Annotated in this window: 20 protein-coding genes; 12 read left to right on the forward strand and 8 right to left on the reverse strand. The window is 51.8% G+C overall.

Annotated elements, in window-relative coordinates; translation table 11 throughout:
- Window positions 1-61: 61 nt before the first annotated feature.
- The 3 genes from OGX67_RS15700 to nifJ form a co-directional block, all read right to left on the reverse strand.
- Window positions 62-274, reverse strand: a complete 213-nt coding sequence (locus OGX67_RS15700; RefSeq protein ID WP_003020366.1) for a KTSC domain-containing protein — start codon at window positions 272-274, stop codon at window positions 62-64.
- A 146-nt stretch (window positions 275-420) separates the two neighbouring features.
- The gene (gene ompC, locus OGX67_RS15705) at window positions 421-1,545 is read right to left on the reverse strand and encodes a porin OmpC (protein ID WP_032949379.1); all 1,125 of its coding nucleotides are present in this window, start codon (window positions 1,543-1,545) and stop codon (window positions 421-423) included.
- A gap of 366 nt (window positions 1,546-1,911) precedes the next feature.
- Window positions 1,912-5,436, reverse strand: a complete 3,525-nt coding sequence (nifJ, locus tag OGX67_RS15710) for a pyruvate:ferredoxin (flavodoxin) oxidoreductase (RefSeq protein ID WP_257651176.1) — start codon at window positions 5,434-5,436, stop codon at window positions 1,912-1,914.
- Window positions 5,437-5,710: 274 nt separating this feature from the next.
- Here nifJ and OGX67_RS15715 point away from each other — a divergent pair, with 274 nt between their 5' ends.
- Complete coding sequence (locus OGX67_RS15715; RefSeq protein WP_003020360.1) at window positions 5,711-5,977, forward strand: putative hemolysin; 267 nt, start codon at window positions 5,711-5,713, stop codon at window positions 5,975-5,977.
- Between the two features lie 13 nt (window positions 5,978-5,990).
- Here OGX67_RS15715 and hslJ read toward each other — a convergent pair whose 3' ends face one another.
- On the reverse strand, window positions 5,991-6,410 hold the full coding sequence (gene hslJ / locus OGX67_RS15720) for a heat shock protein HslJ (RefSeq protein WP_257651177.1): 420 nt from the start codon (window positions 6,408-6,410) through the stop codon (window positions 5,991-5,993).
- Between the two features lie 112 nt (window positions 6,411-6,522).
- Entirely contained in the window at window positions 6,523-7,512 is a 990-nt protein-coding gene (locus OGX67_RS15725) for a 2-hydroxyacid dehydrogenase (RefSeq protein WP_003020354.1), read from the reverse strand.
- Between the two features lie 314 nt (window positions 7,513-7,826).
- Here OGX67_RS15725 and OGX67_RS15730 point away from each other — a divergent pair, with 314 nt between their 5' ends.
- From OGX67_RS15730 to OGX67_RS15755, 6 genes are all read left to right on the forward strand, one after another.
- Window positions 7,827-8,765, forward strand: a complete 939-nt coding sequence (locus tag OGX67_RS15730) for a hypothetical protein (RefSeq protein ID WP_071696146.1) — start codon at window positions 7,827-7,829, stop codon at window positions 8,763-8,765.
- Window positions 8,766-8,804: 39 nt separating this feature from the next.
- Window positions 8,805-10,214, forward strand: a complete 1,410-nt coding sequence (locus tag OGX67_RS15735; protein ID WP_071696145.1) for a DUF2272 domain-containing protein — start codon at window positions 8,805-8,807, stop codon at window positions 10,212-10,214.
- A 433-nt stretch (window positions 10,215-10,647) separates the two neighbouring features.
- A complete protein-coding gene (locus OGX67_RS15740) occupies window positions 10,648-13,287 on the forward strand; it encodes a YdbH family protein (protein WP_257651178.1) in 2,640 nt (879 codons plus the stop codon).
- Entirely contained in the window at window positions 13,284-13,475 is a 192-nt protein-coding gene (locus OGX67_RS15745) for a YnbE family lipoprotein (protein WP_003020350.1), read from the forward strand. The genes OGX67_RS15740 and OGX67_RS15745 overlap by 4 nt, the downstream gene beginning before the upstream one ends.
- A 7-nt stretch (window positions 13,476-13,482) precedes the next feature.
- Entirely contained in the window at window positions 13,483-13,809 is a 327-nt protein-coding gene (locus OGX67_RS15750) for a YdbL family probable chaperone protein (protein ID WP_003020347.1), read from the forward strand.
- Window positions 13,810-13,931: 122 nt separating this feature from the next.
- On the forward strand, window positions 13,932-14,123 hold the full coding sequence (locus OGX67_RS15755; protein WP_003020344.1) for a hypothetical protein: 192 nt from the start codon (window positions 13,932-13,934) through the stop codon (window positions 14,121-14,123).
- Window positions 14,124-14,170: 47 nt separating this feature from the next.
- On the opposite strand, the gene azoR is transcribed toward OGX67_RS15755, so the two are convergent.
- A complete protein-coding gene (azoR, locus tag OGX67_RS15760) occupies window positions 14,171-14,776 on the reverse strand; it encodes an FMN-dependent NADH-azoreductase (RefSeq protein ID WP_003020341.1) in 606 nt (201 codons plus the stop codon).
- A 201-nt stretch (window positions 14,777-14,977) separates the two neighbouring features.
- Between azoR and hrpA the strand changes: the two genes are divergently transcribed.
- The 3 genes from hrpA (at window position 14,978) to aldA (ending at window position 21,397) form a co-directional block, all read left to right on the forward strand.
- On the forward strand, window positions 14,978-18,880 hold the full coding sequence (gene hrpA, locus OGX67_RS15765) for an ATP-dependent RNA helicase HrpA (RefSeq protein ID WP_257651179.1): 3,903 nt from the start codon (window positions 14,978-14,980) through the stop codon (window positions 18,878-18,880).
- Between the two features lie 80 nt (window positions 18,881-18,960).
- A complete protein-coding gene (locus OGX67_RS15770; RefSeq protein ID WP_268044259.1) occupies window positions 18,961-19,758 on the forward strand; it encodes a YdcF family protein in 798 nt (265 codons plus the stop codon).
- Between the two features lie 199 nt (window positions 19,759-19,957).
- Window positions 19,958-21,397: an aldehyde dehydrogenase gene (gene aldA / locus OGX67_RS15775; RefSeq protein WP_086551263.1), complete on the forward strand. Its 1,440-nt coding sequence runs from the start codon at window positions 19,958-19,960 to the stop codon at window positions 21,395-21,397.
- 41 nt (window positions 21,398-21,438) lie between these two features.
- Here aldA and OGX67_RS15780 read toward each other — a convergent pair whose 3' ends face one another.
- A complete protein-coding gene (locus OGX67_RS15780; protein ID WP_257651182.1) occupies window positions 21,439-22,365 on the reverse strand; it encodes an alpha/beta hydrolase in 927 nt (308 codons plus the stop codon).
- Between the two features lie 126 nt (window positions 22,366-22,491).
- Window positions 22,492-23,493: a type I glyceraldehyde-3-phosphate dehydrogenase gene (gene gap, locus OGX67_RS15785; protein WP_003020325.1), complete on the reverse strand. Its 1,002-nt coding sequence runs from the start codon at window positions 23,491-23,493 to the stop codon at window positions 22,492-22,494.
- A 189-nt stretch (window positions 23,494-23,682) separates the two neighbouring features.
- Between gap and cybB the strand changes: the two genes are divergently transcribed.
- Together cybB and OGX67_RS15795 are read left to right on the forward strand one after the other, a co-directional pair.
- Window positions 23,683-24,213, forward strand: coding sequence for a cytochrome b561 (cybB, locus tag OGX67_RS15790; protein WP_003020322.1), 531 nt, complete (start codon window positions 23,683-23,685; stop codon window positions 24,211-24,213).
- 172 nt (window positions 24,214-24,385) lie between these two features.
- Window positions 24,386-24,805: a translesion error-prone DNA polymerase V autoproteolytic subunit gene (locus tag OGX67_RS15795; protein ID WP_003020321.1), complete on the forward strand. Its 420-nt coding sequence runs from the start codon at window positions 24,386-24,388 to the stop codon at window positions 24,803-24,805.
- The last annotated feature ends 2 nt before the right edge of the window (window positions 24,806-24,807 follow it).

Consider the following 24,807-nt stretch of genomic DNA (forward strand, 5'->3'; position numbering starts at 1 on the left):
CCACCTAAAGCTTACCGCGTAATGGCACTTTATGTACAATGACAAAGATCACATTTTGGCATCACTTTATTTTGATTTCAGGAAACTTGCCTTTTATTACGCCGTCGTAAAATCGACCTTTCGAGACCACGCTCAGGAAATCACGAAAAATACGGGCAGGGACAGGCTGATATTGCAGGGTAGCCAATTGGTGAAAGCGAATTTCCAGCGTGTGAGAGGATTCGTCATAGCCGACGGATGCAATACGGGATGATTTTACAGGATGATGATTCATTGCAGGTATCCTCTACTACAGGTCTTAATGCAAGATATCATCTATCAAAGGCGTGTTTTAATACAATAGATATAATATTTCGATCTGGATAAAACAGATTGGTTATCAAAGAAAGGATAGCCCGCTGTTGCCAGCGGGCTGACGGATTAGAACTGGTAAACCAGACCTAATGCAACTACGTCATCAGTAGAGATGTTGTTACGAGTGTAGAAGCTGTCGTCTTCGTCCAGCAGGTTGATTTTGTAATCAACATAGGTGGACATGTTTTTGTTGAAGTAGTAGGTAGCGCCGATATCAGCATATTTAACCAGGTCTTTGTCACCGTCGGTAGCGTTCAGGTCTTTACCTTTAGACATCAGGAAAGACACAGCCGGACGCAGACCGAAGTCGAACTGGTACTGTGCAGTGACTTCGAAGTTCTGAGTTTTGTTCGCCACGCCGCTGTCGCCGTACGGAGTCATGTTACGGGTTTCGGAGTACATGGTTGCCAGGTAGATGTTGTTTGCATCGTATTTCAGGCCGGTAGTCCATGCGTCAGCTGTATCACCGCCGGCAACGTTGCCGCCAGCTTTACCAGCGTTAACCTGATCGTTAGTACGGTCAGAAGTCGAGTAAGCCGCACCGAAGCTTACGCCCATACCCAGATCGTAGGTAGAGGAGATACCGAAACCGTCGCCGTTAGAGTTCTGCACGTTACGATCGCTGCCGTTACCGGTACCTTCCTGCTCATCACCCGCTTGCTCGTTCGCGCCCTGATACTGCAGTGCAAAGTTCAGACCGTTCACCAGACCGAAGAAGTCAGTGTTACGGTAGGTCGCTACGCCGTTAGCACGGCCGGTCATAAAGTTATCAGCATAGGTGTAGGAGTCACCGCCGAACTCAGGCAGCATATCGGTCCAGCCTTCTACGTCGTACAGTACGCCGTAGTTACGGCCGTAGTCAAATGAGCCGTAGTCGCCGAATTTCAGACCGGCAAAGGCCAGACGAGTGAAATTATTGTTGCGGTTGCCTTCAGTGGTGTTGGCATTGACCTGATATTCCCACTGACCGTAACCGGTGAGCATATCGTTGATCTGAGTTTCGCCTTTGAAGCCGCCACGAACATAAGTCTGATCGCCATCTTTGTTGGCATCATCAGAGAAATAACGCAGGCCGTCTACTTTACCGTAGAGATCTAATTTGTTGCCGTCTTTATTATAAACTTCAGCAGCGTGAGTAGCGCCTGCAGCCAGCAGGGCAGGAATTATGAGAGCCAATACTTTTCTGTTCATTGAAATAATCCTTTAGTTTTTTTATTAACCTGTGACTACCCATGTAGGGAGTAAAAGCATGCTAAAGGAGAAGTTCCGTAAAGAGATAAATATGAATTGTTACGCCTTAAGTAAAACCTTAAACAAATAATTCTACGGAAATGGTAATAGATATCATGAATGAATTGGTTGAAATATATATAAAATAAAAATTATACAATTGAATTTTGTTGGGTTATTCTGCGCGTGTTATATGCTTTTATTGTCACGTTTTATTTTTCGTTGGTATATTGATGGTAATTATTAATTAGCCAGCGAATAAATTGACAAGCCCGAACAACTGTTCGGGCTTTTTTTTGGTTCTAGGCAAATACTGAGATAAATGTATTACTCGGCACCGCTCTTTTCTGCTTTACCTGCCAGTTGGGCCAGGAAGTCGTAGCGTTTTTGCAGATCGGCGGCGGCGTCTTTCCACAGTTGCTCAGCAACTTCTGGCTGTTGGGCATTCAGGCGGCGGAAGCGCTGCTCGTTAAGCAATGTTTCAGCCAGCGCGTCTGACGGTGGGCGAGAGTCCAGCGCCAGCGGCAATTTACCTTCATCTGCACGACGCGGCTCAAAGCGGTACAGCGGCCAGAATCCGGTCGCCGTCAGCTGGCGCATCTGATCGTGGCTTAGCGCGAGATCGTAACCGTGCTCCTCACATGGGCTATAGGCGATAATCAGCGACGGACCCGGATAGGCTTCCGCTTCCTGAATCGCTTTCACCGTCTGGTTCAACTGTGCGCCCAGAGAGATCTGCGCGACATAAACATGCCCGTACATCATCATACTGACGCCAAGATCTTTACGCGCCTTGCGCTTGCCGTGTTCGCCAAATTTGGTGACAGCCCCGAGCGGCGTGGCTTTCGACGCTTGTCCACCCGTGTTGGAGTAACATTGAGTATCCAGCACCAGAATATTGACGTTCTCGGTCAGACTCAGGACGTGATCCAGGCCGCCAAAGCCAATATCGTAAGCCCAGCCATCGCCGCCAATCAGCCAGATGGATTTCTCGACCAGCGCGTCGGCATCGGTTAACAGTTGCTGTGCGCCTTCGACATCTTTCAGGTGCTGGCGCAACGCGGCAACTTGTTCACGGCGTACTTCTGGCGTCGCTTCAGCGTGCAGGGCGTCATTCAGTTCAGCCGGAATGTTATCGGCAAACTGTTCCAATAAACGCATAACGCGCACACGGTGCTGATCTACCGTCAGACGGAAGCCCAGACCGAACTCGGCGTTATCCTCAAACAGTGAGTTTGCCCACGCGGGCCCACGACCGTTAGCGTCGGTGGTATACGGTGTTGAGGGCAGGTTACCGCCATAAATTGATGAACAGCCGGTCGCATTGGCGATCAGCATGCGGTCGCCGTACAGTTGCGTAAGCAGCTTGATATACGGCGTTTCACCACAGCCCGAGCAGGCGCCGGAATATTCAAACAGCGGCGTTATCAACTGTGAAGTACGAATATCAATGCGTTCCAGTTTAGTGCGGTCTATTTCCGGCAGATTGAGGAAGAAGTCATAGTTAACTTTTTCTTCTTCAACATGCTCAAGGCGCGACATCATATTGATGGCCTTGATCTCCGGGTTCAGCCTGTCTTTCGCCGGACACACTTCGACGCACAGATTACAACCGGTGCAATCCTCAGGCGCAACCTGCAGGACATATTTCTGACCGCGCATATCGCGTGATTTCACATCCAGAGAATGCAGGCTGGCAGGGGCGTTTTCCATCGCTTCTGGTGAAACCACTTTGGCGCGGATTGCCGAGTGCGGGCAAGCGGCAACGCAGTGGTTACACTGGGTACACAGCTCTTCCTTCCAGATGGGGATCTCTTCGGCGATATTGCGTTTTTCCCAACGCGTGGTGCCCATTGGCCAGGTGCCGTCTGGCGGCAGCGCGGATACGGGAAGAGCATCACCCAGACCGGCGAGCATTGCCGCGGTAACGGTTTTCACGAAATCCGGCGCGGCATCAGAAACCACCGGTGGGCGGTTAGCGCTGTGCGGGTCAACTGGCTGGAGTGCCACTTCGGCGACGGATTCACGCGCCAGAGCCAACGCCTGCCAGTTACGTTCAACCAGATCCTGACCTTTACTGCTATAGCTTTTCGCAATCGCTCCCTGCAATTCAACCATCGCGCTGTCGCCGGGTAAGATTTGCGTCAAATGGAAGAATGCCATTTGCATAACGGTGTTAATACGCGCTGCCAGACCGCATTCGCGAGCGATTTTGGCCGCATTAATCACGTAGAAACGGGCCTTCTTCTGATTCAGTACTGCCTGAACCTCCTGCGGCAAACGCGCCCAGACTTCATCCACGTTGTAAGGCGTATTAAGCAGGAAGATCCCGCCTGGTTTCAGGCGCTCGGCCATCTGATACTTATCGATAAATTGCAGTTGGTGACAGCCAACAAAATCGGCTTGTGAAACCAGATACGCTGATCGAATAGGCTGCTCGCTGACGCGCAGGTGAGAAACCGTCAGACCGCCTGCTTTTTTCGAGTCATACACGAAATAACCCTGCGCATACCACGGCGTCGAGTTACCGATAATCTTGATATTATTTTTGGTGGCCGACACGCTGCCGTCACTGCCCAGACCGTAGAACAGCGCTTCGAGCTTCGCGGTACCGGGCAGGGTGTTTTCCGGTAGCGGTAGTGACAGGTTGGTGACATCATCATAGATACCAACCGTAAAGCGAGGTTTCGGCTTCGCGCTACTCAGCTCAGTAAAGACCGCCATGACGCAGTCCGGGCCAAACTCTTTGGAAGAAAGGCCATAACGCCCGCCAATTACGCGTGGTAGGGTTTCCCGCTCGCCGCAGTTAAAGGCTTCCGCCAGCGCGGTCATTACATCCAGATACAGCGGTTCTGCCTGGGCACCCGGCTCTTTAGTGCGATCCAGAACGGCGATGCTGCGTACGGTTTCCGGCAGGGCGCGCAGTAAATGTTTGGCAGAGAATGGGCGGAACAGCCGAACTTTCAGGACGCCAACTTTCTCTCCACGAGCAAGTAACTCTTCGACGACTTCTTCGCAGGTACCAATTGCAGAACCCATCAAGATAATGACACGTTCCGCCTGTGGATGACCGTAATACTCAAAGGGTTGATACTGGCGGCCCGTCGCCGCGGCGAAGTCGTTCATCGCCTGTTCGACGTTTTCGTAAACCGCGTTGTACCATGGGTTTGTCGCTTCACGCGACTGGAAGTAGGTATCCGGGTTCGCAGATGTCCCGCGAATAACGGGATGTTCAGGGTTCAGCGCGCGGGCACGATGCGCATCAATTTCAGCTTGCGGCATCAGGCTGAGGATCGTGTCATCGGCCAGCGGCACAATTTTATTGATTTCATGCGATGTGCGGAAACCATCAAAGAAATGAATAAACGGAACCCGACTTTTCAGAGTGGCCATTTGTGAAATGAGCGCAAAGTCCTGTGCTTCCTGCACGCTGCTGGCACACAGCATCGCGCACCCTGTCTGGCGCACTGCCATTACGTCGGAATGGTCACCGAAGATAGACAGCGCATGAGTAGCAATGGTACGCGCGGCAACGTGCAGCACAAATGGCGTCAACTGACCGGCCAGTTTGTACAGCGTTGGGATCATCAGCAACAGGCCCTGCGATGAGGTAAACGACGTCGAGAGCGCACCGGTCTGCAATGCACCGTGAACGGTCGCGATTGCGCCGCCTTCTGACTGCATTTCTACGACGCGAGGGGTATCTCCCCAGACGTTTTTAAGCCCGTTTCCGGCCCAGGCATCTGCCTGTTCAGCCATCGTCGAACTGGGCGTAATCGGGTAGATGGCGATAACTTCGCTGGTACGAAATGCGACTGAAGCAACCGCACCATTACCGTCAATTGTGATCATGCTGACACCCTTACATTGCGCAAAAAGAGGGACCCGCGTAACCGCGGCGGATCCTGTAGTTATCTTTCTATTTTAGCAAAAGCGCTAAAGACAGATTTTCGCTTTTGTGTCCTGGGAATAATCAGAATGAATGGTTTGATCAAAGGAGTAGCCAAAAAATTGCCAGAAAATGTAAACAGCACGCATAAATGCGCATTTTGCCTCTCGACGGCAATGTTTCCGCTGCCTATTATTTATGGCTGTGTCGTTTGGTTAATATTCAGAGGGGAGTAAGATGCGCGCAGCGTTTTGGGTAGGGTGTGCCGCGTTATTATTATCGGCGTGCAGCAGTGAACCTGTTCAGCAGGCAACCGCCGCTCATGTCGCACCGGGGATGAAGGCCGCAATGTCCAGTTCTGGAGAGGCAAATTGCGCCATGATTGGAGGTTCGCTCTCCGTGGCACGCCAACTGGATGGTTCTGCCATCGGCATGTGTGCATTACCTAACGGCAAACGCTGTAGTGAGCAGTCGCTTGCCGCCGGAAGCTGTGGGAATTATTGAGCCACTGCTTTTACTACATTAAATCTGCCAGTTTAAACGTCAACGTTTGTTCTGCCGTAGCCAGTGTTAACTGGTCAGCAGTCAGATCAACCTGTGCGCCTTGCTTAAACATCTCGCTGACGATGCCGTCGAGCGCGTTAAGCTGTGGATCGGCGCACATCATGCGCGTCATTGCCATGTCTTTCACTTTTAATTCACCGTCGGACAGGTTGCCCTGACCATGGAACTGATTACACATTTTTCCCGACACTGTCATATTTTCACCGAAACTTAATTCAGGTGGGTTATTGGCGACGGTTACCGGCTTGCCATTGACGCTCTGCAAAACGAAGCGGTGATGCTGCAACTGTTCGCGATTGACGGACACTTTTCCATTGCTCACACAGCCAGCCATCAGCATGCTGAGCGCAATCAACGTGACAACTTTCTTCATTCTATTTCTCTGGGTTTGTGACGGGAATACATTCAATATAATAATGATACTGAGTGTTTTATCATCGGTGATTGTCTGAAAATGCTCCCCTGAATCCAGGGGAGCACGGAAATCAGAAGAGGGCGTTTGGACAGGTTTCGCCTTTGGAGATTTGTGCCAGATTCTGTAGCGTAGTCTCAGAAATGCTGGTTAACGCTTCGGCGGTCAGGAACGCCTGATGCCCGGTAAACAGCACGTTATGACAGGCCGACAGGCGACGGAACACATCATCCTGAATCACGTCATTGGATTTATCTTCAAAGAACAGATCGCGTTCGTTTTCATACACGTCCATACCCAGAGAACCAATTTTCTGGTTTTTCAGCGCATCGATAGCGGCTTGTGAATCGATCAACGCCCCGCGGCTGGTGTTAATCACCATCACGCCGTTTTTCATTTGCTCAAAGGCTTCGTGATTGAGCAGATGATAATTCTCCGGTGTTAACGGGCAGTGCAGAGAGATGACATCGGACTCGGCAAATAGCGTTTTAAGATCGACATATTCAACACCTAACTCCAGCGCAGCAGCGCTTGGGTAGGGATCAAACGCCAGCAGGCGCATACCAAAACCTTTCAGGATCCGCAGGGCCGCAATACCGATTTTACCGGTACCGATCACCCCAGCTGTTTTGCCATACATGGTAAAGCCGGTCAGCCCTTCAAGAGAGAAGTTGGCATCACGGGTACGCTGATAAGCGCGGTGAATGCGGCGATTCAGCGTCATCATCATGCCAATCGCATGCTCAGCGACGGCTTCCGGTGAATAGGCTGGCACACGTACGACCTGCATACCCAGCTCTTTTGCAGCGTCGAGATCGACGTTGTTGAACCCGGCGCAACGTAGCGCGATATATTTCACGCCATGCTTTTTCAGCTCTTCCAGAACAGGGCGGCTACCATCGTCGTTGACGAAAATGCACACGGCTTCGCAGCCATGGGCGGTTTTGGCTGTTTTTTCCGTCAACAGAAAGTCAAAGAATTCAAGTTCAAAACCAAAAGCCTCGTTAACCTGCTGCAGATACTTCTTGTCGTACTGTTTTGTACTATAGATGGCGAGTTTCATAAGACTTTCTCCAGTGATTTTGACGTCACATTAATCCAATTCAAATTATTTTACAAAATATAAAAAGTTATTGATAGTCATGGACGTAATGAATAATTTCAGCGTATCTGTTGTTAGTGTGGGCAGGTTACTCAATTTCAACAACTGTTTTTACTTTCCCCAGACGGCGTGCGACTTCTGATTGATTTTTCACCTTCTTCTACGACGAACCTCTTACCGATCATTCACCGCATGAGAACCATATTCTTAGGGAGGAATCTGCGTAACTTTCAGCTTCCGGTTGACCTGACACTTCTGGTTGTGAGGAAAACGGTATGTTTGGGCTTGAGACACTCGATGTTTTGATTGGTTTGATGACCATTTATTTCGTCTTTGCAATAGCATGCACCGCTATTGTTGAAGCGATTTCAGCCTGGACCCGGCTGCGTAGTAAAAACCTTGTCACGGCACTGGATGAATTATTTTCAGGAGAGTTAGCGCCTGACGAGCAATTTATTACCCAATTTTTTGAGCATCCATTGGTTCAATCGCTTAGCAAAGGCAAATATGGACGCCCCTCCTATATTCCCTCTGAAATAGTTGCCCGAGTTGTGGAAGCACTCGTGGTGGGGAAAAGCGTAATGGCAACGATTCCAGCTGGAGTCAATTCACTGCCGGGTACTGCGGAAAGTAATCGCATTAAAGGCATCCTCGAAACATTGGTGGCTCAGGCAGGTAATGATGCAGTCAGCTTTCGCGATGCGGTTGCAAAACAGTTCGATGCGGTAATGGACCGTGCCTCCGGTTGGTACAAACGCAGAACGCAATTCATGACATTCATCATCGCTGTACTCCTCGTGGTCGGTGGAAATATTGACAGCCTGAATCTTTCGATGGTGCTGGCCTCCGATTCTGCAGTACGAGAAAAGTTAGTGACAATCGCACAACAAAAAGTCGATGAAGCAAAAAAACAGACTCAATGCGTGAATCACAGTAAGACGGATAACTGCACCCAACCGGTAAACGAAGAACTCCATTCAGCCAATGAACAATATAAAGATGCCGTTGCAGATTTGAAGTCGGCTGGACTCGAACTGGGATGGAAAATGTGGCCGGAGGGTTGGAAGGCCTGGCTTGCGAAAGTCGTGGGTTTACTGATCACTGTTTTCGCTGTCTCTCTCGGCGGACCTTTCTGGTTCGACATTCTTCAACGCGTCATGCAGGTCCGTTCCACTGGGCCAAAGCCAGCGGAACCGGACAGTACAAAAAAATAACGGTAAGAACAGCCATTAATATCGATAGAGGGTGGTTTTATGATACTGACTCCAGCAAATAAGAGCCTTTGTGAGCGGGTCCTGAATGCATTTGAAACCGGTTCGGCTGAGGGGGACTACTCGGCAATCTCGATATATCATGACGGCCCGCACGGGATTCGACAGGTAACCTATGGTCGCTCGCAAACCACGGAGTATGGAAAATTACGGGATCTGGTTACCCGATACGTGAATGCAAATGGGACGTTCAGCGCGGAGCTTGCCCCGTTTGCACCACTGGTTGGGAATAAACCGCTGGTTGACAACGAACAGTTTAAAACTTTACTGCGACGGGCGGGGCGAGATGATCCAACAATGAAGACAGTTCAGGATCGGTTTTTCGATGAGCGATATTACGTTCCTGCGCAGAACTGGGCACAGGCGTTTGGCTTCAAAGATGCGCTTTCCATGTTGGTAATTTATGACTCTTTTGTTCACAGCAACCGTATTTTATCTTTTTTACGCGCCAGATTTCCTGAGAAGCCTCCGGCCAGCGGTGGCGACGAGCGCACCTGGATTTCCCAATATGTGAACGTACGACAGGAGTGGTTGACCAATCACAGCAACCCCGAACTTCATCCTACCGTATACCGAACAAAGTGTTTGCGGTTTGAAATCGATCGCGGCAATTGGGATCTCGCACTGATCCCCATCAACGCCAACGGCATACTTGTCGGACCGTCACCTGAAATTTCCAGGCATCCGATAACCACTTTACCGACAGAGCAACCGGTTGTTCCGTTTCTTGATGAGATGGCTAACGGTAATGAGGCAGTACCGCTCATGCCTGCGTCTGCCGCCGGTTTTACCGCAAATGCCGCATCCATCGCTATCGACGAATGGCGTTTTTTCGGTGAACAACGTTATAACCCCAGCGGCGACATTATTCATTCCGGGCGCAAAGAAGGCGAGGATGGCTGGTGGCAACGTGTGGGTTTGTATTGGGCAAAGATCGGGCGAAACGATCTTGATGGCCGCGATCATGACTGGCCGTGGTCGGCGGCGTTTATTTCATGGGTGATGCGCGAGGCGGGGGCCGGGGATCGTTTTTCCTATTCTGCTTCGCATGCAACTTACATCAGCAAGTCGATTCGCGACAGAAATCAGGGTAACGCCAATGCGTTGTATTGGGGATACAGACTGAATGAGCGCAAACCGCAGGTGGGGGATTTAGTCTGCTGGGACAGAGATCCTGATAAGGTCGTTGATTACGATCATCAGCATCTGGGCAACTACAGCAGCCACACCGACCTGGTTGTTTCAGTGAGTACCGATCAGATTGAGATCATTGGCGGAAATGTTGGGAATTCAGTCACTCGACGCCCGCTGATGTTGACCGCGGAGGGGTATCTGGCTGCTGGGGCACAAGGAGGCGAAACGCTGTTTGCCATCATGGGATGTCGCATTTAACGCAGATAAAAAGCCAGCCGAATCACATCCTGACAGCTACGCTTATACAGGTAGCAAATATCGGGAGGAGTCATGTTAACTCACTCTGAAGCAAAACGATGGGCCACCTTAATGCTGAAGGCGGCATTATGCGATGGTATGAAACCTGATGAGATTTCCCGGCAGGTACATCTGGTCTGCGATCATCATGGTAGGGAGTGCCTCGAAGAACTCATTGAAGAAATTCTGATAGAAGCAGGTCGTATAGGACCTAAACATAGCGATGGACAACTGAGGCCCCATTGAGTCTGAATCTTAATATCCCCGACGGCACGTGTAACAGCGTGCCTATAAAACGGTTATCTATCCTTAATGTGGGCATATCCAGTTAAACATGCCACAATACGGGCCTAAACCGGCTTAAATTTTTACTAAATCAGGATATTAACTACCCATGAAGGGTAAATATAAAGCCGTTCTGGCACTCCTCTTATTATTGATTCTCGTGCCGCTGACGCTAGTGATGACGCTTGGCCTGTGGGTGCCTACGTTGGTGGGTATCTGGTTACCCGTTGGAACACGCATCGCGCTGGACGAGAGCCCGCGGCTGACACGGCATGGGTTACATATACCTGAACTCCGCTATCTGGTTGAAGATTGTCCGCTAGCGCGTATTACTCAGGCGGATCTGTCTCACCCCAGTCGCTGGTTGCTGAATGTCGGGACCATCGAGCTGGACTCAGCTTGCCTGGCCAAATTGCCACAGACAGAGCCGTCGCCAGTAGCGCCCAAAACGCTGGCTGAATGGCAGTCAATGCTGCCTAATACCTGGATTAACATCGACAAACTTATTCTCTCTCCATGGCAGGAATGGCAGGGAAAACTGTCACTCTCGCTCACTCCCTCCACTCAACAGCTGCGTTACCAGGGGGAAAAAGTTAAATTCCAGGGGCGTTTGCACGGGCAAAACCTCACAGTAACTGAGCTGGATGTTGCGGCATTTGAAGGCCAGCCGCCGGTAAGACTGGTCGGTGAATTTACTATGCCACTGGTGCCCGATGGACTGCCGGTAAGCGGTCATGCGGTTGCGACGTTAAGTTTGCCGCAAGAACCTACGCTTGTGGACGCCGAACTGGAGTGGCAACAAAACAGCGGACAACTGATCGTCATGGCGCGGGATAATGCCGATCCGCTGCTTGACCTTCCTTGGGAAATAACACGCCAGCAACTGACCATCAGCGACGGACGTTGGAACTGGCCTTATCAGGGATTCCCGTTAAGTGGCCGGCTGGGCATGAAAGTTGAAAACTGGCAGGGAGGACTGGAAAACGCGGTGGTGAGTGGGCGTCTGAACGTTCTGACGCATGGCGACGCCGGTAAAGGAAATGCCGTATTAACTCTGGGGCCGGGTAAGCTTGGCATGGATAGTAGCGAGATGCCGCTACAGTTGACCGGTGAAGCGAAACAGGGCGATCTGATCTTCTACGCGAAATTACCCGCGAGACTCACCGGAAGTCTGAACGATCCACAATTGGCTTTCGAGCCAGGGGCGCTGCTGCGCTCACGTGGGCGGGTGATTGATTCGCTGGATATTGACGAGATTCGCTGGCCGCTGGCAGGGGTAAAAGTCACGCAACGCGGTGTGGATGGGCGTCTGCAGGCTATTTTACGTGCGCATGAAAACCAGATGGGGGGTTTTGAACTGCATCTGGATGGCCTGGCAAATGATTTTCTTCCTGATGCTGGTCGTTGGCAGTGGCGATATTGGGGTGAAGGCAGCTTTACGCCGATGCATGCCCGTTGGGACGTTGCGGGTAAGGGGGAATGGCATGACAATACCCTGAAGCTATTTGATCTTTCCACCGGATTTGATCATCTGCAATACGGCACGATGAAGGTGGAAAACCCACGCCTGGTGATGGACGAACCGATAGTCTGGGTGCGGGATGCAACCAAGCCGACATTTAGCGGCGCGCTGTCGCTGGACGCAGGGAACACCACCTTCACCGGGGGAAGCGTGTTACCACCATCGACGCTGAAGTTTAGCGTCGATGGTAGCGATCCGACAATCTTCCAGTTCAAAGGCCAGCTTCACGCTGGGGCGATTGGGCCCGTACAGCTGAATGGTCGTTGGGACGGTATCCGCCTGCGCGGACAGGCCTGGTGGCCAAAACAATCGCTCACTGTATTCCAACCTCTGATCCCACCTGACTGGAAAATGAAGCTACGAGAAGGTGAGCTGTATGCGCAGGTCGCGTTTTCGGCAGCCCCTGAGCAGGGCTTTGAAGCGGGCGGTCATGGAGTGTTAAAAGGCGGTAGCGCCTGGATGCCCGATAACCAAATCAACGGTGTCGATTTTGTATTGCCTTTCCGGTTTAGTGAAGGTGCATGGCAACTGGGTACGCGTGGACCTATTTCACTGCGTATTGCGGAAGTGGTGAATCAGGTGACGGTGAAAAATATCGCCGCCGATCTGCAGGGGGCGTACCCCTGGAGTGAAAACAACCCGTTATTGTTGAGCGATGTCAGCGCTGATCTGCTGGGGGGTAAAATCATCATGCAGCAACTGCGGATGCCGCAGCACGATCCGGCCTTATTGCGAGTGCAGAATATCTCTTCCAGCGAGCTTATCAGTGCGGTTAACCCCAAACAGTTCGCCATGTCTGGCCCGGTCAGTGGCGCGTTGCCATTATGGCTGGATAACGAAAAATGGATCATCAAAGACGGCTGGTTGACTAATCCGGGGCCGATGACGTTGCGTATTGATAAGGACACCGCGGATGCGGTCGTCAAAGATAACATGGCGGCGGGGGCGGCCATTAACTGGCTGCGTTATATGGAAATAAGCCATTCGTGGACGAAAATAAATCTGGATAACCTCGGTGTCTTAACCATGCAGTCAACCGTGACTGGCAATAGTCGGGTGGATGGCAAAGTAGGTACAGTTAATTTGAATTATACCCACGAGGAAAACGTCTTTACGCTATGGCGCAGCTTGCGTTTTGGCGACAATTTACAGGCATGGCTTGAACAAAATGCAGCGCTGCCGGAAACCCATTGCCCGGAAGGCAAGGAATGTGAGGAACAACAATGAAAACGATAGCTGCCATGCTGGGTCTGCTGGCTTCATCTCTGCTGGTAGGGTGCACTCCCAGAATCGAAGTGGCTGCGCCAAAAGAGCCCATCACTATTAATATGAACGTCAAAATCGAGCATGAGATCCATATCAAAGTTGATAAAGACGTCGAAAGCTTATTGAAATCGCGCAGCGATTTGTTCTGAGGTCATGATGAGAAAACAGTTTGCAGTGGCGCTGGTCGTCCTGAGTTTACTCAGTAGCAATGCGTGGGCATTGACCCTGAATGAAGCCAGAACTCAGGGTCGAGTAGGAGAAACGCTCAATGGCTATCTGGTTGCATTGCAAACCGATGCCGAAACGCAGGCACTGGTGAGTGAGATTAATAAAGCGCGTAACGCCAGCTATCAGCAACTGGCAGAGAGCAATAATATTCCGCCAGATGAAGTAGCAAAAATGGCCGGGCAAAAGCTGGTTGCTCGCGCTAAACCGGGTGAATACGTCCAGGGTATAAATGGTAAGTGGTTGCGGAAAGAATAAATCTCTTTGTACACAACCCCTGGTCACGACGCTGACTTACTCATCGACATCGCAATAGTTGCCACACGGCATAAAATGGATGCTGATATAGTCCAACACCGGTCGCGTTGTGGGGTGAAATCATGTGGCTTCTCAAGTGGTATGTCTGGAATCGTTGGGTATTCAAACTGTTAAGCCGGGATGTCGCGGAGCCTGAACAATTTTTGCTTCATTGCTGGGAAGAGAATCTGGCGAAATGCAGGGATTATGCAACCATCTGGCGTGATATTAATCGCATTCACGGCAAACAGATACGGGTACAGGTAAAGAAGTAAGTGCCGGCCGGAGAAACCCTCTCACCGGACGGTGAGAGGGGAAATTATCAGGCAGCGACTACGCTGTCGATAGCGGCTTTCGCGTCGGATTGTGCTTTAGACGCCACTTCCGGGCCGTAAGCAATACCTTCAGCAAAGACGACATTCACGTCGGTGATGCCGATAAAGCCCAGGAATACGTTCAGGTACGGCGTGATCAGGTCGGTTGGTGTATCTTTATGGATACCACCACGGCTGGTCAGCACCACAGCGCGTTTACCCGTCACCAGACCTTCCGGGCCTTTCTCGGTATAACGGAAAGTCACACCAGCGCGGGCAATCAGGTCAAAGTAGTTTTTCAACTGCGTTGGGATGTTGAAGTTGTACATCGGCGCGGCGATAACAATCACATCATGCGCTTTCAGCTCAGCAATCAGCTCATCGGACAGCGCCAGCGCTTCCTGCTGACGCGGCGTCAGCGGTGTATCGCTCGGGCGCATCGCACCCACCAGTTCGCCATCCAGTACCGGTACAGGGTTTGCAGCCAGGTCACGGACAGTGATTTCATCAGCAGAGTGCTTTTCACGCCACTGTTCAACAAAATAATCAGACAACTGACCAGACTGAGAGTACCCTGCCAGAATACTGGATTTAAGAACTAATACCTTGCTCATGGGTGTTTCCTTTTATGTGTTTGAAGGGGGAGAGCCCCGTTGCTTGTTGACACTTTATTCACAATCCTGTCGCAGTGATAGCGCAATATATCGAATCCTATGTTCGAAATTATTGAACAACACATGAAAAGCGCCGATGTGGTACTCTATACCCATCATCTAAAAGAGATTTAACCCGGCAGAGCACTGCCTTTTAACGCTATGACAGAACAACAAAAATTAACCTTCAACATGTTGCAGCAACAGCTGGATTCATTGATGCTGCGTGACAGACAGCGTTTTGCCCGCCGCCTGCACGGTGTGAAGAAGGTTAAAAATCCTGATGCACAACAGGCCATTTACCAGGAGATGGCGAAAGAGATTGAGCAGGCAGCCGGTAAAGTTGTGCTGCGTGAAGCGGCGCGTCCGGAAATCAGCTATCCGGAAAACCTGCCCGTCAGCCAGAAAAAACAGGATATTCTGGACGCAATTCGCGATCATCAGGTGGTGATTGTTGCTGGCGAGACCGGCTCGGGGAAAACCACCCAGTTACCCAAAATCTGTATGGAACTGGGGCGAGGGGTAAAAGGGCTGATCGGCCATACCCAGCCGCGTCGTCTGGCGGCGCGCACCGTGGCGAACCGTATTGCGGAAGAGTTGCAGACCGAGCCGGGCGGCTGTATTGGTTATAAAGTTCGTTTCAGCGATCATGTCAGTGATAACACCATGGTCAAGCTGATGACGGATGGTATCCTGCTGGCGGAAATCCAACAGGATCGGCTGCTAATGCAGTACGACACTATCATCATCGATGAAGCGCATGAACGCAGTCTGAATATCGACTTTCTGCTCGGCTATCTGAAAGAACTTCTGCCGCGTCGCCCGGATCTAAAAATTATCATCACTTCGGCGACCATCGATCCTGAACGCTTTTCAAAGCATTTCAATAACGCGCCGATTATCGAAGTCTCCGGCCGAACGTATCCGGTGGAAGTGCGCTATCGCCCGATTGTTGAAGATGCAGATGACACCGAGCGTGACCAACTGCAGGCGATTTTTGATGCCGTAGATGAGTTAGGCCGTGAAAGTCAGGGCGACATTCTGATCTTCATGAGCGGCGAACGTGAAATCCGTGATACCGCCGATGCCCTGAATAAACTGGATTTACGCCACACCGAAGTGTTGCCGCTGTATGCGCGTCTTTCAAACAGTGAGCAGAACCGTGTATTCCAGTCGCACAGTGGTCGCCGTATCGTGCTGGCGACCAACGTGGCAGAAACGTCGCTGACCGTTCCGGGAATCAAATACGTAATTGATCCGGGCACCGCGCGTATCAGTCGCTACAGTTACCGCACCAAAGTTCAGCGCTTGCCGATTGAACCGGTGTCGCAGGCTTCTGCCAACCAGCGTAAAGGCCGCTGCGGTCGTGTGTCGGAAGGGATCTGTATTCGTCTGTATTCCGAAGACGATTTCCTGTCGCGTCCGGAGTTTACCGACCCGGAGATCCTGCGTACCAACCTGGCATCCGTTATTTTGCAGATGACCGCGTTGGGGCTGGGCGATATCGCGGCGTTCCCGTTTGTTGAAGCGCCGGATAAGCGCAATATTCAGGACGGTGTACGCCTGCTCGAAGAGCTGGGGGCGATAACCACCGACGAACAGGCAACCGCTTACAAGTTAACGCCGTTGGGCCGTCAACTGTCGCAACTGCCGGTGGATCCGCGTCTGGCGCGCATGGTGCTGGAAGCGCAAAAACATGGCTGCGTACGTGAGGCGATGATCATTACCTCGGCATTGTCCATTCAGGATCCGCGCGAGCGTCCAATGGACAAGCAGCAGGCTTCCGACGAGAAGCACCGCCGTTTCCACGATAAAGAGTCTGATTTCCTCGCGTTTGTGAACCTGTGGAACTATCTCGGCGAGCAGCAAAAAGCGTTGTCGTCAAACCAGTTTCGTCGCCAGTGCAAAGTCGACTTTCTGAACTATCTGCGCGTGCGAGAGTGGCAGGATATCTACACGCAACTGCGCCAGGTGGTGAAAGAGTTGGGTATTCCGGTTAACAGCGAACCTGCTGAATATCGGGAGATCCACGTCGCGTTGCTGACCGGTTTACTGTCTCATATCGGGATGAAAGATACCGATAAACAGGAGTTTACCGGGGCGCGTAACGCTCGCTTCTCGATCTTCCCGGGGTCAGGTTTATTCAAAAAACCGCCGAAGTGGACGATGGTAGCGGAGTTGGTGGAAACCAGCCGCTTGTGGGGACGTATTGCCGCGCGCATCGATCCTGAGTGGGTGGAGCCGGTAGCCCAACATCTGATCAAACGTTCATACAGTGAACCGCACTGGGAGCGTGCGCAGGGCGCGGTGATGGCGACAGAAAAAGTCACCGTCTACGGTTTGCCGATTGTCGCCGCCCGTAAGGTGAATTACAGCCAGATTGACCCTGCGTTATCGCGTGAACTGTTCATTCGTCATGCGCTGGTGGAAGGTGACTGGCAAACGCGTCATGCGTTTTTCCGCGATAACCTGAAACTACGAGCGGAGGTGGAAGAGTTAGAGCACAAATCACGCCGCCGTGACATTCTCGTCGATGACGAAACGATGTTTGAGTTCTACGACCAACGTATCAGCCATGAGGTGGTTTCTGCTCGTCACTTTGATAGCTGGTGGAAAAAGGTCAGCCGTGAAACACCGGATCTGCTCAACTTTGAAAAGAGCATGCTCATCAAAGAGGGCGCGGAGAAAATCAGTAAGCTGGATTATCCGAACTTCTGGCATCAGGGTAACCTTAAGCTGCGCCTGAGCTACCAGTTTGAACCCGGAGCCGATGCGGACGGTGTGACCGTACATATTCCACTCCCGCTGCTCAACCAGATCGACGAGAGCGGTTTTGAATGGCAAATTCCAGGGCTGCGCCGCGAACTGGTGATCGCCCTGATTAAGTCGTTACCAAAACCGGTACGACGCAACTTTGTACCCGCACCGAACTATGCGGAAGCGTTTTTAGGCCGCGTCACGCCGCTGGAACTGCCGCTGCTGGACTCGCTGGAGCGTGAACTGCGCCGCATGACCGGCGTCACCGTTGACCGTGAAGACTGGCACTGGGATCAGGTGCCCGATCACCTAAAAATCACCTTCCGGGTGGTGGATGATAAGAACAAGAAGCTGCAGGAAGGGCGTTCGTTACAGGCGCTGAAAGACCTGCTGAAGGGCAAAGTTCAGGAAACGCTGTCGGCGGTGGCCGATGACGGTATCGAACAGAGTGGATTGCACATCTGGAGCTTCGGCCGGCTTCCGGAAAGTTACGAACAAAAACGCGGCAACTATAAAGTCAAAGCGTGGCCAGCGCTGGTGGATGAACGCGACAGCGTGGCCATCAAGTTGTTTGATAATCCGCTGGAACAACAGCAGGCGATGTGGTGCGGTTTACGCCGCCTGTTGCTGCTGAATATTCCTTCGCCAATCAAATATTTGCACGAGAAGCTGCCCAATAAAGCCAAGCTGGGACTGTACTTTAACCCGTACGGTAAAGTTCTGGATTTGATAGACGACTGTATCTCCTGCGGTGTGGATCAGTTAATTGACGCCAACGGTGGTCCGGTGTGGACCGAAGAAGGCTTTGCGGCGTTGCATGAAAAAGTGCGGGCTGAACTGAACGATACGGTGGTGGAGATTGCGAAGCAGGTCGAACAGATCCTGACCGCAGTGTTTAATATCAACAAACGTCTGAAAGGGCGCGTGGATATGACCATGGCGCTGGGGCTTGCGGATATCAAAGCGCAAATGGGCGGACTGGTGTATCGCGGATTTGTTACCGGCAACGGTTTCAAACGTCTGGGCGATACGTTGCGTTATTTGCAGGCGATTGAAAAACGGCTGGAGAAACTGGCCATCGATCCGCACCGCGATCGCGCGCAGATGCTGAAAGTGGACACCGTGCAGCAGTCCTGGCAGCAGTGGTTCAATAAATTGCCGCCCGCGCGCCGCGAAGATGACGATGTCAAAGAGATCCGCTGGATGATAGAAGAGCTGCGCGTCAGCTACTTTGCCCAGCAGCTTGGCACGCCGTATCCGATTTCGGATAAGCGTATCCTGCAGGCAATGGATCAGATTACGGGTTAACGCAGTGCTGGACCGTAGACTGGATAAGGCGTAGCCGCCATCCGGCATCTGTATCCGGTAAAGAACAAACTCCAGGAGTCATGAACATGAGACAGTTTCCGCCACTTTCCGCCACCACCCTTGCGGCGATTAACACCGTGGGGCAATGGCTGGCGCAAAATGATTTCGCTGAAAATATCACGGTGCAGACAGATTGCGTGATTCTGGCCGGGAACGCAGTGATCCCGACCATCGATGCAGCCTGTCGGGTAGCGAAAGAGCAACAGGTTCCCTTACTGATTAGCGGTGGTATCGGTCACTCAACGACCTTTCTGTATGCTGCCATCGCAGAGCATCCACGCTACCACACGATTCGTACCACCGGTCGCGCGGAAGCGGCGATCCTTGCCGATATCGCGCACCAGTTCTGGCACATTCCCGGTGAGAAAATTTGGGTGGAGGATCAGTCCACCAACAGTGGGGAAAACGCCCGGTTCAGTTGTGCGTTACTGCGTCAGGCGGCCCAAACCATGGAGACCGTCATTGTGGTGCAGGACCCTACTATGCAGCGCCGCACCATGGCGACATTTGAACGCGTCACGCGTGACGATCCGCAGGCTCCACGCTGGATCAGTTTCCCCGGTTTTGTCCCCGAGTTGACTGAGCAGGGCGACGGCGTGGATTTTGCCCCGACCACCGAAGGTCTGTGGTCGGTGGATCGTTACCTGTCTCTCATTACCGGTGAGCTTCCGCGCCTGCGTGATGATGCAACCGGCTACGGGCCTTGCGGCCGCGATTTTATCGCCCATGTTGATATTCCTCAGGGGGTTGAGCAAGCCTGGCAGCAGCTAAAAAATGATACCGCGCTGACCGACTTACTTGAGAGCCGTTCTCTGTAATCCCTTCTGCCCGTTTGTCGGCGTTTTACGGCAAACGGGCAGAAAGCCCACCTGTTTTTTCTCTTCATCATCACTTTTCCAGACGCTTTTATGAAGCAGTTCACAGAACTGCCACTCCAGCGATAATGCGCCATGCATGATTGATATTAATTAACAATGATTTTACTTGTTAAAAACAAATCAATCACAGGAGAGCCGCATGTCAGTACCCGTACAACATCCTATGTATATCGATGGGCAGTTTGTGACCTGGCACGATGACGCCTGGATTGATGTCGTCAATCCGGCCACGGAAGAGATTATCTCGCGTATTCCCGATGGGCGTGCCGAAGACGCACGTAAAGCGATCGATGCCGCGGATCGCGCTCAGCCGCAATGGGAAGCGTTGCCTGCCATTGAACGGGCAAACTGGTTACGCAAAATTTCTGCGGGTATCCGCCAGCGAGCCGATGAAATCAGCGCGTTGATTGTGGCGGAAGGTGGAAAAATTCGACAACTGGCTGACGTTGAAGTCGCGTTTACCGCCGACTATATCGATTACATGGCGGAGTGGGCGCGTCGCTATGAAGGCGAGATCCTGCAAAGCGATCGCCCGGGTGAGAATATCCTGCTGTTTAAGCGTGCACTGGGCGTGACGACGGGTATTCTGCCGTGGAACTTCCCGTTTTTCCTGATTGCCCGCAAACTGGCTCCCGCCTTGCTGACGGGGAATACCATTGTCATTAAGCCGAGTGAATTCACACCGAATAACGCCATCGCCTTTGCCAAAATTGTTGATGACATTGGTTTACCGCGCGGGGTCTTTAATCTGGTGCTGGGACGCGGTGAAACGGTCGGTCAGGAGCTGGCCGGAAACCCGAAGGTGGCGATGGTGAGTATGACCGGCAGCGTCGGCGCGGGCGAAAAAATTATGGCCGCAGCGGCCAAAAACATCACTAAAGTTTGTCTGGAGTTGGGTGGTAAAGCTCCGGCTATCGTGATGGACGATGCTGACCTTGAGCTGGCGGTGAAGGCCATTGTTGACTCGCGGGTGATCAATACCGGACAGGTATGCAACTGTGCTGAGCGCGTATACGTTCAGAAAGGTATCTATGACCAGTTCGTTAATCGTTTGGGTGAGGCGATGAAAGCCGTGCAGTTTGGCAATCCGGCCGAACGCAATGACATTGCGATGGGGCCGCTGATTAACGCCGCTGCGCTGGATCGTGTGGGGCAGAAAGTCGCACGAGCGGTGCAGGAAGGGGCCAGAGTGGTGCTGGGCGGTAAGGCTGTTGTCGGCAAAGGTTATTACTACCCGCCGACGTTACTGCTAGACGTGCGCCAGGAGATGGCGATTATGCACGAGGAGACGTTTGGTCCGGTGCTGCCGGTGGTAGCGTTTGATACGCTGGAACAGGCGTTGACAATGGCCAATGACAGCGACTACGGTCTGACCTCATCGATCTATACGCAGAATCTGAATACGGCAATGAAGGCGATTAAGGGGCTGAAGTTTGGCGAAACCTATATTAATCGTGAAAACTTCGAGGCGATGCAGGGCTTCCACGCTGGCTGGCGTAAGTCCGGGATTGGGGGGGCTGATGGTAAACATGGTCTGAACGAATACCTGCAAACGCAAGTGGTGTATCTGCAGTCCTAAGTTTTTCGCCGGGTGAGTCTGTACGCCACCCGGCGCAATCTTCACACTTTAGTGGCTACCCAGTTCATCATCATTTCCGGCCAGATTGCCAGCGGTAACCCTTGCGCATCACGAATACCAAATCCGTGCTTACCGCGTTCAAACAGATGCATTTCGACCGGAACGCCCTGCTCACGTAGCGCATTAAAGAAGACCAGGCTGTTTTCTACCTTCACCGCCGGATCGTCAATGGCGTGTAGCAGGAATGTCGGCGGCGTTGTGCTATCCACGCGTTCTTCCAGAGAATAGTAGCGCAGATCTTCCTTTTCGGGCTTAGCGCCAACCAGCTCAAGACGAGATCCCGGGTGACCGATGTCTTCGCGCAGAGTGACAACCGGGTACACCAGTGCCATAAACGCAGGGCGCGCAGGTTGCTCGTCTACGTTATCTATCGGCGTATAAACCGTTTCGGCAAACCGGGTTCCCAGACTGGCGGCCACGTGACCACCGGAAGAGAAGCCCAACACACCGATACGATCAGGGTTAATTTTCCATTCATGGGCGTTGGCGCGAATGTAGCGCATGGCGCGCTGGGCATCGGCCAGCGGCGCGTTTGCGCCTTCCTCATGGCCATCACCCGGCATGCGGTAGGTCATCACAAACAGGGTATAACCGCGAGCGTTAAAGAACGGTGCCAGTACGCTGCCTTCTTTATCCATCACCACGCGACGATAAGAGCCGCCTGGCGTGACAAGGATCCCTATGCCGTTAGGTTTTACGGGGGCATAAACGGTAATTTCCGGGGCGCGAATACCGGTGACCGCACGATCATACTGAGATGTTCCTGTATGTCGGGGTTCAGGCGTAAACACCGCATCGCTGTTTTTTGCTCCGGGGGCTTCACCCTGCGGCCAGAATGAGACGGTGGTGGCCTTAGCAACGGCTTGCTCCATCATGTTTTCTAACGTTTCACGACTCAGTGCTTCCATTACTATGCTCCCTCAGTGGCAAAGGTTAGCTATAGCACAGTCAGTGAATCGAAAACGGGGAGAGACTCACAACGTATTGAATTCGCGGGAAATGAAAGAGGGCGGAGGCGAGCCTCCGCCAGAACATTAGAGCTTGATAAATTTATCCAGCGTACGAATAAGTTGGGTGACAAAACCGTATTCGTTATCGTACCAGGCGACTGTTTTTACCAGTTGCAGATCGCCCACTTCGGTAATTTCGGTTTGTGTCGCATCAAATACCGAACCGAAATGCGAGCCAATGACATCTGACGAGACGATTTCCTCATCGGTATAACCAAATGACTCATTGTCTTGCGTGGCTTTTTTCAGCGCGTTGTTGACCTCTTCAGCAGTGACTTTTTTCCCCAATACCGATACCAGTTCCGTGACGGATCCTGTTTTCACCGGAACACGCTGGGCGTGGCCTTTTAATTTTCCGCTCAATGCCGGAATGACCAGACCAATGGCTTTGGCGGCTCCGGTGGTATGGGGAATGATATTCTCCGCTGCTGCCCGTGAGGCGCGCAGATCTTTCCCGCGAGGTCCATCAACCAGCGACTGCGTTCCCGTGTAGGCGTGAATGGTGGTCATGGTGCCAAGCTGAATACCGAAGCTGTCGTGCAGGGCTTTCGCCATCGGTGCGAGGCAGTTAGTGGTGCACGATGCGACCGAGATAATCCGATCGTTCGCATCCATTGTATCGTCGTTGACGTTAAAGACGATGGTTTTCATATCGCCAGCCGGGGCGGATATCAGCACTTTTTTGGCCCCTGCATCCAGGTGCGCGTTGGCTTTTTCTGTCGAGGTATAAAAACCGGTGCATTCGATGATTATCTCAGCGCCAGTCGTTTTCCACGGAATATTTTTGGCCTCTTTTTCTGCGTAAACCGCGATTTTTTTACCGTCGACAATCAGCGCGTCTTCGGTAAAGTCGATGCTCCAGGGAAACGGGCCGTAGTTTGAATCGTGCTTTAACAGATAGGCGAGAATTTTGGGCGAGGTGAGGTCATTAATGGCCACAACCTCCACGTTGCTTTTGACTTCCAGTAGTCGACGCAATACCAGACGACCGATACGACCAAAACCGTTAATGCCAATTTTACTCATGGTTTTCTCCTGTCAGGATGAGGCGGTACGACATATTTTCCCTACCAGGCTTAGTCCAGACAGGCATCCTCGGCAATAGCGGTTCTTGCGGTTAAGCGTAAGCGACTGAAAATGGGTGAACAAAAGTTAATGAATTTTTAACAAAAGCCCGTTATGTTGACGCATTATTGTTTTTATTCAGGAAGTGTTATGGGGAATAAGTATTCTGGCCTGCAAATCGGTATTCACTGGCTGGTCTTTTTGTTGGTTATTGTGGCGTACAGCGCCATGGAGTTTCGCGGATTTTTCCCGCGCAGCTATCGCCCCTTGTTCAACATGGTGCACGTCTCCTGCGGTATCACTATTTTAACGCTGATGGTGGCGCGTCTGCTGGTCAGGCTGAAATACCCGGCTCCGCCGATTGTGCCAAAACCGAAGCCGATGATGACCGGAATGGCGCATCTGGGGCATCTGGTTATCTATCTGTTGTTTATTGTCCTGCCGATTATTGGGCTGGTGATGATGTACAACCGGGGTAACCCGTGGATTGCATTCGGCATCGTTATGCCGCATGCGGCAGAGGCCAACTTTGATTTAGTGGATATGCTGAAGTCCTGGCACGTGACGCTGGCAAACCTGGGTTATTTTGTTATTGCTCTGCATGCTGCTGCTGCCCTGATGCATCACTATTTCTGGAAGGACAATACGTTGTTGCGCATGATGCCGCGAAAACGCTCCTGAGGTAATGCCCCGCAAATGTGGGGCATTTTTTTAGCCGATTATTTTTCCAGACATCATAAAAGCTTATCGGCAAGATGGTTAAACAACGCTCAATTCGCCACACTTGTCACTTGATCACTGTCTTCATTAAAACTACTGTATATAAATACAGTTATATGAGAGGCAGATTATTATGTTGTTTTTCCAGCCAGTTGAACACCGCGAAATCAAACACTTCCCGCTATTTAGCGATCTCGTGCCCTGCGGTTTTCCCTCTCCTGCGCAGGATTACGTTGAGAAACGTATCGATCTCAACGATCTGTTGGTGCAGCATCCCAGTGCAACCTATTTTGTTAAATCGTCTGGCGACTCCATGATGGGGGCAGGGATCGGTGCTGGCGACTTGCTGGTAGTCGACAGTGCCAGAAAAGCGGCCCACGGAGACATTGTGGTTGCTGCTATTGAAGGCGAATTCACCGTTAAGCGCCTGCAATTGCATCCGGTGGTGATGTTGAAGCCAGAGAACAGCGCCTACGCGCCGATCATGATCGGCAGCGAGGACACGCTGGATATATTTGGCGTAGTGACATTCATCATTAAATCTGCGGGCTGATT

Source organism: Citrobacter sp. Cf118 (genome assembly GCF_030334095.1).
GTDB classification, from domain to species: Bacteria; Pseudomonadota; Gammaproteobacteria; order Enterobacterales; family Enterobacteriaceae; genus Citrobacter; species Citrobacter freundii.

Excerpts from the sequence above, each read along its gene's own strand:
- OGX67_RS15700 (WP_003020366.1), bottom strand. The coding sequence starts at position 274 with ATGAATCATCATCCTGTAAAATCATCCCGTATTGCATCCGTCGGCTAT.
- ompC (WP_032949379.1), bottom strand. The coding sequence starts at position 1,545 with ATGAACAGAAAAGTATTGGCTCTCATAATTCCTGCCCTGCTGGCTGCA.
- nifJ (WP_257651176.1), bottom strand. The coding sequence starts at position 5,436 with ATGATCACAATTGACGGTAATGGTGCGGTTGCTTCAGTCGCATTTCGT.
- OGX67_RS15715 (WP_003020360.1), top strand. The coding sequence starts at position 5,711 with ATGCGCGCAGCGTTTTGGGTAGGGTGTGCCGCGTTATTATTATCGGCG.
- hslJ (WP_257651177.1), bottom strand. The coding sequence starts at position 6,410 with ATGAAGAAAGTTGTCACGTTGATTGCGCTCAGCATGCTGATGGCTGGC.
- OGX67_RS15725 (WP_003020354.1), bottom strand. The coding sequence starts at position 7,512 with ATGAAACTCGCCATCTATAGTACAAAACAGTACGACAAGAAGTATCTG.
- OGX67_RS15730 (WP_071696146.1), top strand. The coding sequence starts at position 7,827 with ATGTTTGGGCTTGAGACACTCGATGTTTTGATTGGTTTGATGACCATT.
- OGX67_RS15735 (WP_071696145.1), top strand. The coding sequence starts at position 8,805 with ATGATACTGACTCCAGCAAATAAGAGCCTTTGTGAGCGGGTCCTGAAT.
- OGX67_RS15740 (WP_257651178.1), top strand. The coding sequence starts at position 10,648 with ATGAAGGGTAAATATAAAGCCGTTCTGGCACTCCTCTTATTATTGATT.
- OGX67_RS15745 (WP_003020350.1), top strand. The coding sequence starts at position 13,284 with ATGAAAACGATAGCTGCCATGCTGGGTCTGCTGGCTTCATCTCTGCTG.
- OGX67_RS15750 (WP_003020347.1), top strand. The coding sequence starts at position 13,483 with ATGAGAAAACAGTTTGCAGTGGCGCTGGTCGTCCTGAGTTTACTCAGT.
- OGX67_RS15755 (WP_003020344.1), top strand. The coding sequence starts at position 13,932 with ATGTGGCTTCTCAAGTGGTATGTCTGGAATCGTTGGGTATTCAAACTG.
- azoR (WP_003020341.1), bottom strand. The coding sequence starts at position 14,776 with ATGAGCAAGGTATTAGTTCTTAAATCCAGTATTCTGGCAGGGTACTCT.
- hrpA (WP_257651179.1), top strand. The coding sequence starts at position 14,978 with ATGACAGAACAACAAAAATTAACCTTCAACATGTTGCAGCAACAGCTG.
- OGX67_RS15770 (WP_268044259.1), top strand. The coding sequence starts at position 18,961 with ATGAACATGAGACAGTTTCCGCCACTTTCCGCCACCACCCTTGCGGCG.
- aldA (WP_086551263.1), top strand. The coding sequence starts at position 19,958 with ATGTCAGTACCCGTACAACATCCTATGTATATCGATGGGCAGTTTGTG.
- OGX67_RS15780 (WP_257651182.1), bottom strand. The coding sequence starts at position 22,365 with ATGGAAGCACTGAGTCGTGAAACGTTAGAAAACATGATGGAGCAAGCC.
- gap (WP_003020325.1), bottom strand. The coding sequence starts at position 23,493 with ATGAGTAAAATTGGCATTAACGGTTTTGGTCGTATCGGTCGTCTGGTA.
- cybB (WP_003020322.1), top strand. The coding sequence starts at position 23,683 with ATGGGGAATAAGTATTCTGGCCTGCAAATCGGTATTCACTGGCTGGTC.
- OGX67_RS15795 (WP_003020321.1), top strand. The coding sequence starts at position 24,386 with ATGTTGTTTTTCCAGCCAGTTGAACACCGCGAAATCAAACACTTCCCG.